The organism is Streptomyces sp. ITFR-6 (assembly GCF_031844725.1).
Taxonomy (GTDB): Bacteria; Actinomycetota; Actinomycetes; order Streptomycetales; family Streptomycetaceae; genus Streptomyces.
Genome location: NZ_CP134612.1, coordinates 7,299,847 through 7,314,652, shown reverse-complemented (window position 1 = coordinate 7,314,652; position 14,806 = coordinate 7,299,847). Strand labels below are relative to the sequence as shown.

12 protein-coding genes are annotated in these 14,806 nt (G+C 71.6%); 4 read left to right on the top strand and 8 right to left on the bottom strand.

Going from position 1 to position 14,806, the window contains the following annotated elements; translation table 11 throughout:
• Nucleotides 1-22: 22 nt before the first annotated feature.
• The 3 genes from RLT59_RS33320 to RLT59_RS33310 form a co-directional block, all read right to left on the bottom strand.
• Nucleotides 23-790, bottom strand: coding sequence for a polyprenol monophosphomannose synthase (locus tag RLT59_RS33320; protein ID WP_311306831.1), 768 nt, complete (start codon nucleotides 788-790; stop codon nucleotides 23-25).
• Nucleotides 791-1,317: 527 nt separating this feature from the next.
• A complete protein-coding gene (locus tag RLT59_RS33315; protein ID WP_311306830.1) occupies nucleotides 1,318-2,958 on the bottom strand; it encodes an amidohydrolase in 1,641 nt (546 codons plus the stop codon).
• Nucleotides 2,959-3,004: 46 nt separating this feature from the next.
• Nucleotides 3,005-3,445, bottom strand: a complete 441-nt coding sequence (locus RLT59_RS33310) for an Lrp/AsnC family transcriptional regulator (RefSeq protein ID WP_024493538.1) — start codon at nucleotides 3,443-3,445, stop codon at nucleotides 3,005-3,007.
• A gap of 203 nt (nucleotides 3,446-3,648) precedes the next feature.
• Between RLT59_RS33310 and RLT59_RS33305 the strand changes: the two genes are divergently transcribed.
• Nucleotides 3,649-4,050, top strand: coding sequence for a hypothetical protein (locus RLT59_RS33305; protein WP_311306829.1), 402 nt, complete (start codon nucleotides 3,649-3,651; stop codon nucleotides 4,048-4,050).
• Nucleotides 4,051-4,506: 456 nt separating this feature from the next.
• Here the strand turns inward: RLT59_RS33305 and RLT59_RS33300 are convergent, their stop codons facing one another.
• On the bottom strand, nucleotides 4,507-5,679 hold the full coding sequence (locus tag RLT59_RS33300) for an acyl-CoA dehydrogenase family protein (RefSeq protein ID WP_311306828.1): 1,173 nt from the start codon (nucleotides 5,677-5,679) through the stop codon (nucleotides 4,507-4,509).
• A 393-nt stretch (nucleotides 5,680-6,072) separates the two neighbouring features.
• On the opposite strand from RLT59_RS33300, the gene RLT59_RS33295 reads away from it, so the two are divergent.
• Nucleotides 6,073-7,347 carry a glycoside hydrolase family 18 protein gene (locus RLT59_RS33295; protein WP_311306827.1) on the top strand — a complete coding sequence of 425 codons (1,275 nt, stop codon included), beginning with the start codon at nucleotides 6,073-6,075 and terminating at the stop codon, nucleotides 7,345-7,347.
• A gap of 74 nt (nucleotides 7,348-7,421) precedes the next feature.
• On the opposite strand, the gene RLT59_RS33290 is transcribed toward RLT59_RS33295, so the two are convergent.
• Together RLT59_RS33290 and RLT59_RS33285 are read right to left on the bottom strand one after the other, a co-directional pair.
• Nucleotides 7,422-7,574, bottom strand: coding sequence for an SCO1431 family membrane protein (locus RLT59_RS33290; protein WP_311306826.1), 153 nt, complete (start codon nucleotides 7,572-7,574; stop codon nucleotides 7,422-7,424).
• A gap of 116 nt (nucleotides 7,575-7,690) precedes the next feature.
• Nucleotides 7,691-9,061 (bottom strand): C39 family peptidase, encoded by a 1,371-nt coding sequence (locus RLT59_RS33285; protein WP_311306825.1) that lies wholly within the window; start codon nucleotides 9,059-9,061, stop codon nucleotides 7,691-7,693.
• A gap of 209 nt (nucleotides 9,062-9,270) precedes the next feature.
• Here RLT59_RS33285 and RLT59_RS33280 point away from each other — a divergent pair, with 209 nt between their 5' ends.
• On the top strand, nucleotides 9,271-9,882 hold the full coding sequence (locus tag RLT59_RS33280; protein ID WP_311306824.1) for a uridine kinase family protein: 612 nt from the start codon (nucleotides 9,271-9,273) through the stop codon (nucleotides 9,880-9,882).
• Nucleotides 9,883-10,258: 376 nt separating this feature from the next.
• Nucleotides 10,259-12,163 carry an AAA family ATPase gene (locus tag RLT59_RS33275; protein ID WP_311306823.1) on the top strand — a complete coding sequence of 635 codons (1,905 nt, stop codon included), beginning with the start codon at nucleotides 10,259-10,261 and terminating at the stop codon, nucleotides 12,161-12,163.
• 49 nt (nucleotides 12,164-12,212) lie between these two features.
• Here RLT59_RS33275 and RLT59_RS33270 read toward each other — a convergent pair whose 3' ends face one another.
• Together RLT59_RS33270 and RLT59_RS33265 are read right to left on the bottom strand one after the other, a co-directional pair.
• Nucleotides 12,213-13,310 carry a hemolysin family protein gene (locus RLT59_RS33270; RefSeq protein WP_311306822.1) on the bottom strand — a complete coding sequence of 366 codons (1,098 nt, stop codon included), beginning with the start codon at nucleotides 13,308-13,310 and terminating at the stop codon, nucleotides 12,213-12,215.
• Entirely contained in the window at nucleotides 13,307-14,677 is a 1,371-nt protein-coding gene (locus RLT59_RS33265; RefSeq protein ID WP_311306821.1) for a hemolysin family protein, read from the bottom strand. Before RLT59_RS33265 ends, RLT59_RS33270 begins: the two co-directional genes overlap by 4 nt.
• Nucleotides 14,678-14,806 lie beyond the last annotated feature (129 nt).

Below are 14,806 nucleotides of genomic sequence, written 5' to 3'. Positions count from 1 at the left end.
GAAGATCATCCGGCCCGACGCATCAGGGCGTCCGGCGTCCGAGCACCCGGTTCGTGCGGGTGGTGACGCCCCAGGCGGTCACCCGCCAGAGCGCCTCGACGAGGATGTCCCGGCTCATCTTGGAGTCACCGACCTCCCGGTCCACGAAGGTGATCGGGACCTCGACGACGTGGTAACCGGCCTCGATCGAGCGGCGTGCCAGGTCGACCTGGAAGCAGTAGCCCTGTGAGGCGACCTCGTCGAGGCCGATCCCCTTCAGGGTCTCCGTACGGAAGGCCCGGTATCCGCCCGTGACGTCCCTGGTCCGGAGCCCGAGCATCAGCCGCGAGTAGGTGCTGCCGCCGCGGGAGATCATCTCGCGGGACTTGGGCCAGTTGACCACGCGCCCGCCCGGGACCCAGCGGGAGCCCAGCACCAGGTCGGCGCTCTTGAGGGCGGTGAGCAGCCGGGGCAGCTCCTCGGGCTGGTGGGAGCCGTCCGCGTCCATCTCGACGAGCACGCCGTAGTCGTGCTCCATCCCCCAGTGGAAGCCGGCGAGATAGGCCGCGCCGAGCCCTTCCTTGCCCTTGCGGTGCAGCACATGGACCTGGTCGTCGGCGGCGGCCAGGTCATCGGCCAGCTTGCCGGTGCCGTCGGGGCTGTTGTCGTCGGCGACCAGGATGTCCGCCTCCGGTACGGCGGCGCGCACCCGGCTGACGATCGGCTTGATGTTCTCGGCCTCGTTGTAGGTCGGAATGATCACCAAGGTTCTGCCGAGCGGGCCGTATCGCCTCTGACCGCCGTCGTTCACTAACTGCCCCTTAAGTCCGTACGCAGACACACACCATATCCAGCGTGGCGGGACCGCAGACCGACCCGGTCGGGGCGGTTCGGCGGTGGCGGCGGACAGAAGTGCGGAAGTGCGGACAGAACTGCGGATCGGGGCCCGGCGTCCTTCGGGCCGACCTGGGACCCGCCGGCTGCGGATCGACCTAGAGCCGTTGTCTACTGAACGTCCGGGCCCCACCCGGGTCGCACCCTCCGTCCGGCTGAAACCTTCCCTCGCCCCCGAGGCGCGGGCGCTGAACCTGGCTGTGAGTGGTGGTGCGCCGGTGCGGCACACCACCCCACGACCCAGCGGCGTTCGACGACTGCGTGGAGGTTTAACCGGTCGGACGTCCTGTGGTGGACTCGGCCGAACCTACCGGCCGGTGGGCGCATTCTGTCAATAGTTGCCTGACCTGCGCCCTTTACCGAACTTGCCTGGTCAGTACCGGAGATCCCCAGGTCGCGGGAGAACCGGGACACCTTCGATCGGCGGTACGAAATGTCCGCACATCACTCGTTCGGCCGTACGTAGACAGTTTGTCCGAACACGACCGTGCGCAGGCAGACCGGGAGCGCGGCCCCCGGGCTGAGGTCCGGCAGTCCCGGCGTCCCCGACCTGGGGTCGGTCGACCAGCGCGCGACCCGGTCGTCCGGGGCCTGGACCACCAGCTCCTCGGTGCGCCAGACCGCGTAGTCGGCCGGGGCGCCCGGCACCAGGGTGCCCGCGTCGTCGCGGCCGACCGCCCGCCAGCCGCCCCTGGTGTGGGCGGTGAAGCCGGCCCGTACGGAGATCCGGTGCTCGGGCGTCCGGTGGAACGCGGCGGCCCGCACGGTCCCCCACGGGTCGAGCGGGGTCACCGGGCTGTCGGAGCCGAACGCGAGGGGCACACCGGCCCGCAGGAGGGCCGCGTACGGGTTGAGGGTCCTCGCCCGCCCGGCACCCAGCCGCTGGGCGTACATGCCCTCCTCACCGCCCCAGGCGGCATCGAACGCGGGCTGGACGGAGGCGGTGAGTCCCAGCTCCGCGAAAGCGGCGACGGTCTCGGGGGTAAGCATCTCGGCGTGCTCGATCCGGTGCCTGGCGGCCCGCACCCGGCTCAGGCCCACCTTCTCCGAGGCTGCCCTGACGCCCTCGACGACGGCGCTCAGCGCGGCGTCCCCGATGGCGTGGAAGCCCGCCTGCAGCCCGGCCTCCGTGCAGGCTGCGACATGGGCCGCGATCTGCGCGGCGTCCAGGTGGGCGGTGCCGGTCAGCGGGGCGTCGGCGTACGGCTCGTGCAGGCAGGCGGTGTGCGAGCCGAGCGAGCCGTCGACGAAGAGGTCCCCGGCGGCGCCGACCGCGCCCAGCTCCCGGACGCGCCGGGCGTCCTTCTCGTCGGCGACCCGCTCGGCCCAGTAGCCGAAGACCCGCGGTCCGCGATGTCCGGCGGCGAGCTTCAGCAGCGCGGTGAAGTCCTCCTCGTCGGAGATGTCGGGGCCGCCGCACTCGTGGACCGTGCCGATGCCCAGGGACGCCGCGCGGTCCAGCGCGGCACGCTGGGCTTCGGCCCGCTGGAGCGGCGAGACGGCGCCGTGGGCGGCCGCGCGCACCGCGTGGTGCGCGGCGGCGGTCAGCGGCTCCCGCGGGTGGTAGCCGGCCATCGAGGCGATCGTGGGGACCAGGTCCAGCAGCGCGGTGCTGGCGACCGCCGAGTGCACGTCGATCCGGGGCAGGTAGACCGCCCGGCCGCCGGCCGCCGCGTCCAGCTCCGCGCGCGAGGGCGGACGCCCCTCCGGCCAGCGCGTGGCGTCCCAGCCGTGTCCGAGGACCACCCGCTCCGCGGGGTGCGCCGCCACATACGTACGTACGAGAGCGAGGGCCTCGTCCAGGGTGCGGGCGCCGGAGAGGTCAAGGCCGGTGAGGGCCAGGCCGGTCGAGGTGGTGTGGACGTGGGCGTCGGTGAACGCGGGGGTGACGAGCGCCCCGTCGAGGTCGATCACCTCGTCGACGCCGCCCGCGAAGGCGTCGGCGGCCCCTTCCGAGCCCACCCAGGCGACATGGCCCCGTTCGACCACCATGGCGGTGGCGAAGGGGTCGGCGGGACTGTGGACGTCTCCACCGCGCAGCAGCACGGTGCGGTGTTCGCTCTGGGGGGCGGTGCTCTCGGTCATGGTGACCAGTCTCCCGCCTGCCGGGTGCCGCCCCGTTCCCGGCCCCTCAGATCTGCGGTGGCCGTGCCTCGTACGGAGTGGAGAGGACGACCGTGGTGCGGGTGGAGACACCGGCGAGCGAGCGGATGCGCGTCAGCAGGTGTTCGAGCTCCAGCGGGGTCGCTACGCGCACCTTCAGGATGTAGTTCTCGTCACCCGCCACGCTGTGGCACGCCTCCAGCTCCGGGACTCCGGCGAGCCGCTCCGCGATGTCGTCCGGGGCGCTCGGGTCGAAGGGCTTGACCGAGATGAACGCGGTCAGCGGCAGGCCGACGGCCTCGGGGTCGACGACCGCGGCATAGCCCCGGATCACCCCGCGCTGCTCCAGCCTGCGGACCCGCTGATGAACGGCCGAGGTGGACAGGCCGGTGGCCTTGCCCAGGTCGGTGTAGCTCATCCGCCCGTCCTTGACGAGCAACTCCACGATTTGACGGTCCAGCTCCTCCATATGGATCAATCTATGGCCCCGGGCCCCTTCAGGCACAGCCGCGGGAGCCGCCGAGGGGCACCCCGTGGTGGTCATGTGATGAATGCCACAGGTTTACGGGTCGGTAGCCGAGCACCTCGCGGTTGCGGCCGATCCACGACGGGAAGTGCTTGCTTTGGCCGAGGCCACGGCGCCTTGTCGGCCCACCCGAGGGGGGAATTTCCATGCAGAGCCTGAAGGTCACCGGACGTACCGAACCGGAGCCCGTTGATCCGTTCGAGGACACCGCGCCCGACGCGTACGACACGCTTGAGATGTACCGGGTCACCTGCCCGGACTGCGCACAGCCGATCGCGCTCCTGGCGGACGAGACCTCGCTGCCGGAGCACGCGCTGTGCCCGTCTCCGTGGAACCCGTTCGTCCTCACGGTGTGCGCCGGTACCGGCCGTCCGGCTTCGAAGGCGCGGCCCGCCGACGAGTCGCCCGAAGCCCAGGAGCAGGAGACGGCCCTGCTGTTGACGCTCCCTCAGGGGCTCGACTGGAGGATGCAGCCGTTCTCGCACGCCGGGGGCAGCGCCTCCCGCCCGTTCCGGATGCCGCACCAGGTCCGGCGCGAGGCCGCCTGATCCCGGCCGCCGCCTCCGCGGGACGGCGAACCGGCTGACGCGACGCGACCGCGCCCGCATCATGACGGCCCGGCCGGCGTGGTGCGGCCGGCGAAAGGGCGCGTTCCGGCGCCCGAGCCGCCCGGGGACCTGGCGAACGGGCGCCCGAATCGGCCGGACAGTGACCTGGCCCGGCCCCCCGGCGTTGGCCTGGCATGACCCTGCTGCATTCCACGGCCGGCCCCGGCCGACGCCGTCTCGCCGTTCCGGCCTCCGAAGAATCGGTTCCGCAGCCCGGATCCTCGCCTGCGCCGCAGTCGGAGCCGCCGCGCCAGGTGCCCCACTCGACCGATCCGCCTATCTACCGGGCGATGCTCCGGCACTGGGAGGGCACCGGCAGGACCATGCCGGGCCGCCATGACCAGGAGTGGAACCGGATCATGACGACGCCCGTGTGGTCGGACCGGCCGCTGCGGGTCAGTGCGTCTCAGGGCCCGCGAGGTGGCGGGCGATGACCATGCGCTGGATCTGGTTGGTGCCCTCGACGATCTGCAGCACCTTGGCCTCGCGCATGAGCCGCTCGACGGGGAAGTCCAGCGTGTAGCCGTACCCGCCGAGGACCTGGACGGCGTCGATGGTGACCCGCATCGCGGCGTCCGTGCAGAACAGCTTGGCCATGGCCGCCTGCCGCGAGAACGGACTGCCCGCGTCGCGCAGCCTGGCCGCCTCCAGATAGAGCGCCCGGCCCGCCTCGATCTGGGTGGCCATGTCCGCGAGCATGAACCGCAGCCCCTGGAAGTCCGCGATGGGGCGGCCGAACTGCTTGCGCCCGGTGGCGTAGGCGACGGCCTCGTCCAGCGCCGCCTGGGCCACGCCGATGGCGCACGCGGCGATGCCGAGCCGCCCCGAGTCGAGTGCGGACAGCGCGATCGCGAAGCCCTGCCCCTCCTCGCCGATCCGGCGCGCGTCCGGGACCCGGACACCGTCGAAGTGGAGCTGGGCGGTGGGCGAGCCCTTCATGCCCATCTTCTTCTCGGGGACGGCCGCGCTCAGTCCTTCGGCGTCGCCGGGAACGAGGAAGGCGGTGATCCCTCGGGCGCCGTCGGCGCCGGTACGGGCCAGCACGGTGTAGAAGTCCGCGACGCCGCCATGGGTGATCCACGCCTTGGTACCGGTGATGACCCAGCTGTCCCCGTCCCGTACGGCCTTCGTCCGCAGCGAGGCGGCGTCCGAGCCGGAGGCGGGCTCCGAGAGGCAGTAGGCGCCCAGCAGGCCGCCCGCGAGCACGGCCGGGAGGTGTTCGGCCTGCTGCTCCTTGGTGCCGTATCCGGCGACCGCGTGGCAGGCCAGGGAGTGGACGCTCACGCCGAGCCCGACGGTGAGGCGGGCGGAGCTGAGTTCTTCGAGGACCTGGAGGTACACCTCGTACGGCTGGTCGCCGCCGCCATGGGCGGAGTCGTACGGCAGTCCGAGCAGTCCGGAGCCGGAGAGCAGCGTGAAGACCTCGCGCGGGAACCGGCCGGCGTCCTCCTCCTCGGCCGCCCGGGGCACGATCTCCCGCTGGGCGATGTCGCGGACGAGCGCGATGAGCTGCCTGGACTCCTCGGTGGGCAGACGGCGTTCCACTGACTGCGGGGCATGGTCGGGCATGACGGCGCTCTCCTCCCTGTCGGGCGTTGCGGCGGTCGCGCGCGCGGGGTGTGTGCGGCGCCGCCGGGGGATCTACGGGCGGGGCCCGAAAAGACTGCGGTCCAGCCGATGTTGCCCTCCCGGATTGCGAGAGGTGCCGGTCAGCGGCCGTGGCGGCTTGAGTATGCCCGATAGGACGGTATCCGTCACTGGGTGACAGGGCACTTCGGCCACGTCGGGCGGGTGCGGGCCGTCCTGGCGGACGGTCAGCGGAATTGGTCCGAACCATTGACCCAACTGGTCTAGTCCATCTACGGTTCACCGCGAACCAGCTTTCCGCGTTCATGCCAATTACGTGCGAGCGCGGAGAGCCGGTCGTCCACCGGCAAGTCCCCTCCCCCACGAGGAGCAACGATGATCGGACTGCACCGCCCGGGAGCCCGCCTCCGGGCGCTCGCCGCTGCCGCCTGTACCACCGCCCTGGGCGCCGCCCTGCTGGGCGTCGCGGGCACCGGGTCCGCCGGAGCGGCCCCCGCAGACGTGAAGGCCGCCGCCCCGGCGGCAGCGCCCGCCGCCCCCACCGCGGCCGGCAGCAAAGTGGTCGGCTACTTCACCGACTGGGGCGTCTACGACCGCAATTACCACGTCAAGAACATCGAGACGTCGGGCTCGGCCGACAAGCTCACGCACATCAACTACGCCTTCGGCAACGTCCAGGGCGGCAAGTGCACGGTCGGTGACTCCTACGCCGACTACGAGAAGACCTACACGGCCGACCAGTCGGTCGACGGGGTCGCGGACACCTGGGACCAGGACCTGGCCGGCAGCTTCAACCAGCTGCGCAAGCTGAAGAAGCTGCACCCGGACCTCAAGGTCCTCTGGTCGTTCGGCGGCTGGACCTGGTCCGGCGGCTTCGGTGAGGCCGCGAAGAACCCGGCGGCGTTCGCGGACTCCTGCTACAGCCTGGTGGAGGACCCGCGCTGGGCCGATGTCTTCGACGGCATCGACATCGACTGGGAGTACCCCAACGACTGCGGCCTGACGTGCGACACCAGCGGCCCCGACGCGTACGGCAACCTGCTGTCAGCCCTGCGCTCCAAGTTCGGCAGCGACAACCTGGTCACCTCGGCGATCAGCGCGGACGCCTCCGACGGCGGCAAGCTCGACTCCGTCGACTACGGCGGCGCCGCACAGTACGTCGACTGGTACAACCCGATGACGTACGACTACTTCGGCGCCTGGGACGCCAAGGGCCCGACAGCCCCGCACTCCCCGCTGAACTCCTACTCGGGCATCCCCAAGGACGGCTTCAACAGCGAGGCGACCATCGCCAAGCTGAAGGCCGAGGGCGTCCCCGCGTCGAAGCTGCTGCTCGGCATCGGCTTCTACGGCCGCGGCTGGACCGGCGTCACCCAGGCCGAGCCGGGCGGCACGGCGACCGGCGCCGCCCCGGGTACGTATGAGGCGGGCATCGAGGACTACAAGGTCCTCAAGAACAGCTGCCCCGCCACCGACACCGTCGGCGGCACGGCCTACGCGCTCTGCGGCACCAACTGGTGGAGCTACGACACCCCGGCCACCATCGGCACCAAGATGGACTACAAGAACGAGCAGGGCCTCGGCGGCACGTTCTTCTGGGAGCTCAGCGGTGACACCACCGACGGCGAGCTGATCAAGGCCATCAGCTGACCTCGGTACGGCGGGCATGACGGTGGGCGGGGAGTCGGGCGGGCTCCCCGCCCACCGTCACGTCCGCCCGCCGCTCACATCAGACCGGTCTGCGTGACGAACATGGCGATGACGACGACGAGCGTCCAGCCGAGGACGTTCTCCAGCAGCTTGGAGCGGTCCCCGGGCCCGCCGGTCCGCGTACGGCGGCGGGTGGTGGTGGTGGTTGCGGCGGCAGTCGCGGTCATGGCATCTCGTTCGGTCGGCCGGCAGTCGGTGTCCCCCGAGGACCCCACCACAGTGCCAGCCGGACCGGCCCCCGGGGTAGAGACCTGCGTCACTGCCCCGGGGACGCCGGAGCGCGTCAGCGGATGCCGACAGCCGCCAGAGCCCGGCGCTGGGCGGGCGTCGGGTGCGCGGGGAAGTACAGGTAGCAGACGCCGCCTGTGCCGGACACCACACTGCCGCTCGCGTTGTAGCGCTTGGTGCGGAGCCAGATCGTCTCCCACTCGTGCCGCTTGTAGACGCGGCGCACCGCCTCGTCGTCCGGGGACGCGGGGTCGTTGGCGATCACGTCGCCGTCCGCGGTGAAGCCGATCACCGTCATCAGATGGCCGGAGGTGCCGTAGCCCGCACCCGTCAGCTCCTCCTTCAGGAACGACTGCGACGTTATGGCCGGAATCCCCGCCCGGATCAGGGTCTCCAGGTCCTTCAGCGAGCCCAGCCGGGTCACCACGGCGCTCATGTCCTCGTACGTGGCGGCGTAGGCGGCGTTGAACGGCCAGTTGCCGCAGCCCTCGTACTGGTTGTCGTAGGTGAACCGCGCCGCGTGGCAGACCTGCGGGTCCGCCAGCCCCGGCTTGACCCAGGCGAGGTCCGCCGCGCTGGGGTGGCGGCCCCAGTACTCGATGATCATCTGCGAGGAGGTGGGGCTGCACCACGCCTCGCCGCCGTTGTCGTACTCGGGGTACTGGCCCGCGTGCACGTTCTGCGAGTAGCGCGGCACCGGCAGCTCCCGGACCAGCCCGGGGACGGAGGCGGGCACGGTGAAGCGGTCGGGGACGTCAGAGGCCATCGCGCCCAGGCGCCACACCGTGGGGGTGAGCCGGCTGCCGGGGGTGCGGTACAGGGTCAGCCGCAGCCGGTAGGAGGCGAGCCGCAGGCCGCTCGCCGCGTCGTCCACCGAGAAGGTGTCGGTCCAGATGGAGCTCTTGCCGTCGCTCTGGTCGTCGACGGAGGTGCGGCGGATGTCGCCGTCGCCGGCCGCCCAGCGCCCCATGACGTACCAGGGGGACTCGGTACCGTCCGAGTAGGTGCCCCTGAGCTCGATCTGGATCCAGGTGCCGGCGGGCGTGTGCGCGTTCCAGGAGGCGATCGCCTCGGTGGCCGGGACGGCGGAGCGGTGGACGGGTGAGGTCCAGGTCGCGTACTCCCAGGCCGCTGTCGTACCCGTGTGCGGGTCGGTGTAGTCGGTACGTCCCAGCGGGTGGCCGATCACCAGGCCCGCCCGGCGGCCCGCGACCGCTCGGGTCCCGGCGCCGGAACCGCAGCGCCAGTCGGTGTACGTACTCCAGGAGTGGTTGTCCACGGAAGCTGCCGCCGTCGAGGGTGCGTGGTGCGGGGCGGAGGAGGGGACGGCGGCGGCCGCGGAAGCGGTGGACGACACCGCTCCGGCTCCGGCCGCGGCCGCGATGGCGGCGGCGAGCACGGTTCGGCGTGAGGTCGGACTGGGCATGGGCGAGACCCCCGGTCGTAAGCGGAATGGGGCTTCAGGTGCACGACAGTGCGCCAACTATTGCGGCTCCTCCCCCGGTTCGACCAGCGATTCGGCTCGCGCCGCCGGACCAATATTGGTCTCGACCACTGGCGTGACCTGCGGCGGCTCCGCACCGGGCGCACAGTCCGGACGGAATCATCGGCCGGACGGACGCGTAGGCTGGACGGATGAGCGACCTCTCGCAGCACGCCCTACGGCTGCGCACCCTGCCACCTTCCTGCGGACCGGTCCGGCTGATCGCCGTCGACGGCCACGCGGGATCGGGTAAGAGCACCTTCGCCGCCCGGCTCGCGGCGGCGCTCGACGGCGCGCCCGTACTCCACCTGGACGATCTGGCCAGCCACGAGGAGACGTTCGACTGGACGGACCGGCTCCGGAGCCAGGTCATCGGGCCGCTGTCGCAGGGGGAGCCCGCGCGCTACGAGCCGTACGACTGGCCCACCCGGCGCTTCGGCCCGCCTCGCACCCTGGAACCGGCCCCGGTGGTCCTGATCGAGGGGGTCGGCGCCGGACGGCGGGCGCTGCGCCCCTTCCTCGCACACCTGTTGTGGATGGATCTGCCCGCCGCCGAGTCATGGGAACGGGGCCGGCGGCGGGACGGTCCGGCCCTGATGGCGTTCTGGGACGACTGGACCGTCGCTGAATCGGCTCATTTCTCGGCCGATCCCTCGCGCCCCTCGGCCGAAACGTTGGTGCGTCAGTTGCCTGTGGGGTACGAGTGGTTGATGGGATCCGGTGCGACAGCAAAAGCGAGTCGCTCCATCACCCAAAGTGATTAATCGGCGCCGCCATACCGAGCAGTCGGAAATCGGTCCGGAAGTGCCCCGGCTCTGCTTGACCCGGGGCGGTACAGGTCTTACGTTCTCAATGTGCGGCTTTTCGGAGCCCCCGCAGACGCGAAGCCCCCGGTTGTTCCCCCGTGATCGGGGGCTTCGTTCTGTGCCCGGCGCCCGTTCCCGGCCGCCTTTCATCCCATCGCGCTCACCCTGGGTCACGTCCCCTCTTCAGCCTGCGGCGCCCTTAGTCGGACACTCCCTGCGCAGGTACGATGCCTCTCGGTGCGGTCAATTCCCGTTCGCGGCACAGCGGTTCGGCACGCCTCGGCGGGCAGCCGTGCGGCGGGACATCCTGGGGGCACGGTTTGTGGGGGACCAGATGGACATCGGCACGCAGGGCGCACAGGCCCCGGCCGACCTCGCCTGGCTGCGCGGCGTGGACGCCTACACGATGGGCGCCTACCCGCAGGCGGAGGAGGAATTCAGAGCCGCGGTACAGCTCGATCCCGGCATGGCGGACGCCTGGCTGGGCCTCCACGCGCTGCGGGTCGACACCACATCGGCGCTGCTGCATATGTACAGCCACCGTGACCGCTTCGGGGAACAGCGCGGCCGCCACCGCCGCACGCTGAACTCCTGGTACTGGCTGGGCTGGTGGGTGCAGCCGGTGCTGGAGAGCCCGCGCGATCTGCTGCTTGCGCACGCCTCGCACTGGCTGGACGGACGCCATGTGCCCGAGCTCGACCGGGCGTTGGCCGGACTGCCGCCGGTGGACGCCGACGCGCAGGTCCGCTTCCTGCACGCCTGCCGCTCCTACCTGGTCAAGGACTGGGAGCAGCTCGTACGCCATACGGAGCAGCTGATCGAGGACCCGCTGCTGGGCATCGAGGCGGGACTGTTCGGCGGTATGGCCCGGGTACGGCTGGAGATGTACGGACAGGCCGAACCGCTGCTCTCCACCGCGCTGATGCGCTGCCGCAGCGAGCAGCCGCAGCGCAAGGAGCTGCGCTACTGGCTGGCCCGCGCGCACGAGGGGACCGGCCGCAGCGCCGCCGCGCTGCCGCTGTACCGGGCCGTGCACCGGATCGACCCGGCGTTCATGGACACCTCGGCGCGGCTGGCCGCGATCGCGGACTACGACGGGCTCGACGGCTCCGACGAGTTCTCCGGGCTGGCCGCGGTGTCGCTGACCGGTCTGGGCGGCGACGGCGCGTACGTGGAGGCCCAGCCGGACGGCGATTCGATCCTGGGCACCGATCTGGTGGACGGCCGGGATCCGCGCCCCGGCGGCGCTGATCCGCAGGATCTGCCGGGGGTCGGGGTGTCGCCTCCGCCCGGCGGGGCGCGGGAGAAGACCTCGGTGCCGGGCCAGTCGGCGCCGTCACTGTTCCCGGCAGGGCCGAGCGATCCGGTGCTGCTGGCAGAGGCCTTGGCCGAGCTGGAGCGAATGGTCGGGCTTGAGCCGGTGAAACGTCAGGTCAAGGCCTTGTCCGCGCAGCTGAACATGGCACGGCTGCGGGCCGGCCAGGGGCTCCCCGTACAGCCGCCGAAGCGGCATTTCGTCTTCTCCGGACCGTCCGGCACCGGGAAGACCACGGTGGCCCGCATTCTGGGCCGGGTGTTCTACGCGCTGGGCCTGCTCGGCGGGGACCATCTGGTCGAGGCCCAGCGGGCGGACCTGGTCGGTGAGTTCCTGGGCCAGACGGCGGTCAAGGCCAATGAGCTGATCGACTCCGCACTGGGCGGGGTGCTGTTCGTCGACGAGGCGTACAGCCTCTCCAACACGGGCTACAGCAAGGGCGACGCGTACGGGGACGAGGCCCTGCAGGTCCTCCTCAAGCGGGCGGAGGACAATCGGGACCATCTCGTCGTCATCCTGGCGGGATACCCGGAGGGCATGGACCGGCTGCTCGCCACCAACCCGGGACTGTCCTCGCGGTTCACCACCCGGGTGGACTTCCCCAGCTACCGCCCGCTGGAGCTCACCTCGATCGGTGAGGTCCTGGCCGAGGAGAACGGCGACGCGTGGGACGAGGAGTCGCTGGACGAGCTACGGGCGATCAGCGGCCATGTCGTCGACCAGGGCTGGCTCGACGAGCTGGGCAACGGCCGGTTCCTGCGCACGCTGTACGAGAAGAGCTGCGCCTACCGCGATCTGCGGCTCTCCGGCTATGCGACGGTGCCGACGCGGGACGATCTGGCGACGCTGCGGCTGCCGGATCTGATGCAGGCGTACGGCGAGGTGCTGTCCGGGCGCCGGCCCCCGGAGCGGCCGGCGGTGTGATCCCGGGCTGTCGGGCGGGCCAGCTGACCCGTCCGACGGCCCGGGAGCCTCAGCCGACCAGGGCGGTGAGTTCGTCCGAGCCGGTCTGCCGCTCCCCGGTGCGGCGCGGCTCGGAGACCCGGTGGGCCGGGTCCCGCACCTCACCGACCAGCATCTCCAGGACGTCCTCCATGGCGACCAGGCCGAGTACCCGGCCGGAGGCGTCCGCGACCTGAGCGAGGTGCGTCGCGGCGCGGCGCATCACCGTCAGGGCGTCGTCCAGCGGGAGTTCGGCCCGTACCGTGGCCATCGGGCGCCACACGTGCTGCGGGACCGCCCGCTCGCCGTCCTCCAGGTCGAGGACGTCCTTCACGTGCAGGTAGCCCATGAACGGGCCGCCGCCCTCCGCGCAGACGGGGAACCGCGAGTAGCCGGTCCGCACCGTGAGCGCCTCGATCCGGTGCGGGGTGACGGAGGGGTCGACCGTCACCAGGTTCGCCCGGCTCAGCAGCACATCGGTGACGGGCCTGCTGCCCAGCTCCAGCGCGTCCTCCAGCCGCTCCTGCGCGTCCGGCCCCAGGAGCCCGGCCTGTCCGGAGTCCTCGACCAGCCGGTTGAGCTGCTCGCTGGTGAAGACGGCCTCCACCTCGTCCTTCGGCTCGACGCCGAAGAGCCGGAGCACCACCCGGGCGCAGGCGCCCAGCGCGGAGGTGACCGGGCGGCAGAGGCGGGCGAAGCCGACCAGGCCGGGGCTGAGCCACAGCGAGGTCTTCTCCGGGGCGGCCATCGCCAGGTTCTTCGGGACCATCTCACCGATGACGAGATGGAGGAAGACGACGAAGACCAGCGCCAGCACATAGCCGAGCGGATGGATCAGGCCCTCGGGCAGGTGGACCGCGTGGAAGACCGGCTCCAGCAGCTGGGCGACGGTCGGTTCCGCGACGGCGCCGAGGGTCAGCGAGCAGATGGTGATGCCGAACTGGGCGGCCGCCATCATCTGCGGCAGGTTCTCCAGGCCGTACAGCACCTGCCGGGCCCGGCTGGACCCGGTTGCCGCGAGCGGTTCGATCTGGCTGCGGCGCACCGAGACGAGGGCGAACTCGGCACCGACGAAGAAGCCGTTCGCGAGGACCAGGAGTCCGGCGAAGAGCAGTTGGACCAGGCTCATCGCGCCGCCTCCAGGACGCCGTGGGCCGCCGGTTCCGCGGTGACGTGCTCGTTGACCCCGGCCAGCCGTACGAAGCGGACCTTCTCGGCCCGGTAGTGGCCGACCTGGCGGACCGAGATCCGCCAGCCGGGCAGTTCGGCCCGGTCCCCGGGGGCGGGGATCCGGCCCAGCAGGTCCGCGACGAGACCGGCCACGGTCTCGTACGGGCCGTCGGGTACGTCGAGCCCTATCCGGCGCAGGGTGAGTACTCGGCAGCTGCCCTCGGCGTCCCAGGCCGGCCTGCCGTCCTCGGGGGCGGCGGGGGCCAGTTCCGGGCGGTCGGCGCCTTCGGCGTCGTGCTCGTCCCTGACCTCCCCCACCAGTTCCTCGATGATGTCCTCAAGGGTGACGACCCCGGCGGTGCCGCCGTACTCGTCGACCACCACGGCGATCGGCTGCTCCTTGCGGAGCCGCTGGAGGAGCTGCTCGACGGGTAGCGTCTCCGGGACCAGCAGCGGGGGCACCGCGATCCGGCCGGCCGTGGTGCGCAGCCGGTCCCGGGAGGGAACGGCGAGCGCGTCCTTGAGGTGGATCATGCCGACGACCTCGTCGATGCGCTCCCGGTAGACGGGGAAGCGGGAGAGGCCGGTGGCGCGGGTGAGGTTGAGGACGTCGGCCGCGGTGGCGGACGTCTGGAGGGCGCTGACCTTCACCCTCGGGGTCATGACGTGCTGGGCGGTGAGGCCGGCGAGTGACAGGGTCCGTACGAAGAGGTCGGCGGTGTCCTGTTCGAGGGTGCCGGCCTCGGCGGAGTGCCTGGCCAGCGAGACGAGCTCGCCCGGGGTGCGGGCGGAGGCCAGTTCGTCGGTCGGCTCCACGCCCAGCAGCCGCACCAGCCGGTTGGCGACGGTGTTCAGCAGCCCGATCACGGGCCGGAAGACCATGGTGAACCGGTGCTGGGGTCCGGCGACGAACCGGGCCACCTGGAGCGGCTTGGAGACCGCCCAGTTCTTCGGTACGAGTTCACCGATCACCATCTGGACGGCGGCCGCGAGGAGCATGCCGATCACCACGCTGATGCCGGGGACGGCACCGTCGGGGAGACCGGTCAGGGTGAGTGGGCCCTCCAGCAGCTGGGCGAGGGCCGGCTCGGCGAGCATGCCGACCACCAGTGAGGTGATGGTGATGCCGAGCTGGGTGCCGGAGAGCTGGAATGAGAGTTCGCGCAGGGCGTCGACGACGGTACGGGCTCGCCGGTCGCCCTCGGTGGCGGCGCGCTCGGCGTCCGCCCGTTCCACGGTGACGAGCCCGAATTCGGCTGCCACGAAGAATCCGTTGGCGAGGATGAGAAGGAATGCCGCGCTGAGAAGCAGCAGGGGGGTGGTCATGCCGCCGCCTCCACAGAAGGGGCGGCGCAGGTACTACCGGAAGATCCGTCCATTGCTGGAGGGAGTCACTCCTTGGGTCGCAGGAAAGCCCCGCGGGTCTCGGAGACCTCTGGTGGGGGCGGGGCGCCA

Excerpts from the sequence above, each read along its gene's own strand:
- RLT59_RS33315 (WP_311306830.1), bottom strand. The coding sequence starts at position 2,958 with ATGACCGAGAGCACCGCCCCCCAGAGCGAACACCGCACCGTGCTGCTG.
- RLT59_RS33310 (WP_024493538.1), bottom strand. The coding sequence starts at position 3,445 with ATGGAGGAGCTGGACCGTCAAATCGTGGAGTTGCTCGTCAAGGACGGG.
- RLT59_RS33305 (WP_311306829.1), top strand. The coding sequence starts at position 3,649 with ATGCAGAGCCTGAAGGTCACCGGACGTACCGAACCGGAGCCCGTTGAT.
- RLT59_RS33300 (WP_311306828.1), bottom strand. The coding sequence starts at position 5,679 with ATGCCCGACCATGCCCCGCAGTCAGTGGAACGCCGTCTGCCCACCGAG.
- RLT59_RS33295 (WP_311306827.1), top strand. The coding sequence starts at position 6,073 with ATGATCGGACTGCACCGCCCGGGAGCCCGCCTCCGGGCGCTCGCCGCT.
- RLT59_RS33290 (WP_311306826.1), bottom strand. The coding sequence starts at position 7,574 with ATGACCGCGACTGCCGCCGCAACCACCACCACCACCCGCCGCCGTACG.
- RLT59_RS33285 (WP_311306825.1), bottom strand. The coding sequence starts at position 9,061 with ATGCCCAGTCCGACCTCACGCCGAACCGTGCTCGCCGCCGCCATCGCG.
- RLT59_RS33280 (WP_311306824.1), top strand. The coding sequence starts at position 9,271 with ATGAGCGACCTCTCGCAGCACGCCCTACGGCTGCGCACCCTGCCACCT.
- RLT59_RS33275 (WP_311306823.1), top strand. The coding sequence starts at position 10,259 with ATGGACATCGGCACGCAGGGCGCACAGGCCCCGGCCGACCTCGCCTGG.
- RLT59_RS33270 (WP_311306822.1), bottom strand. The coding sequence starts at position 13,310 with ATGAGCCTGGTCCAACTGCTCTTCGCCGGACTCCTGGTCCTCGCGAAC.
- RLT59_RS33265 (WP_311306821.1), bottom strand. The coding sequence starts at position 14,677 with ATGACCACCCCCCTGCTGCTTCTCAGCGCGGCATTCCTTCTCATCCTC.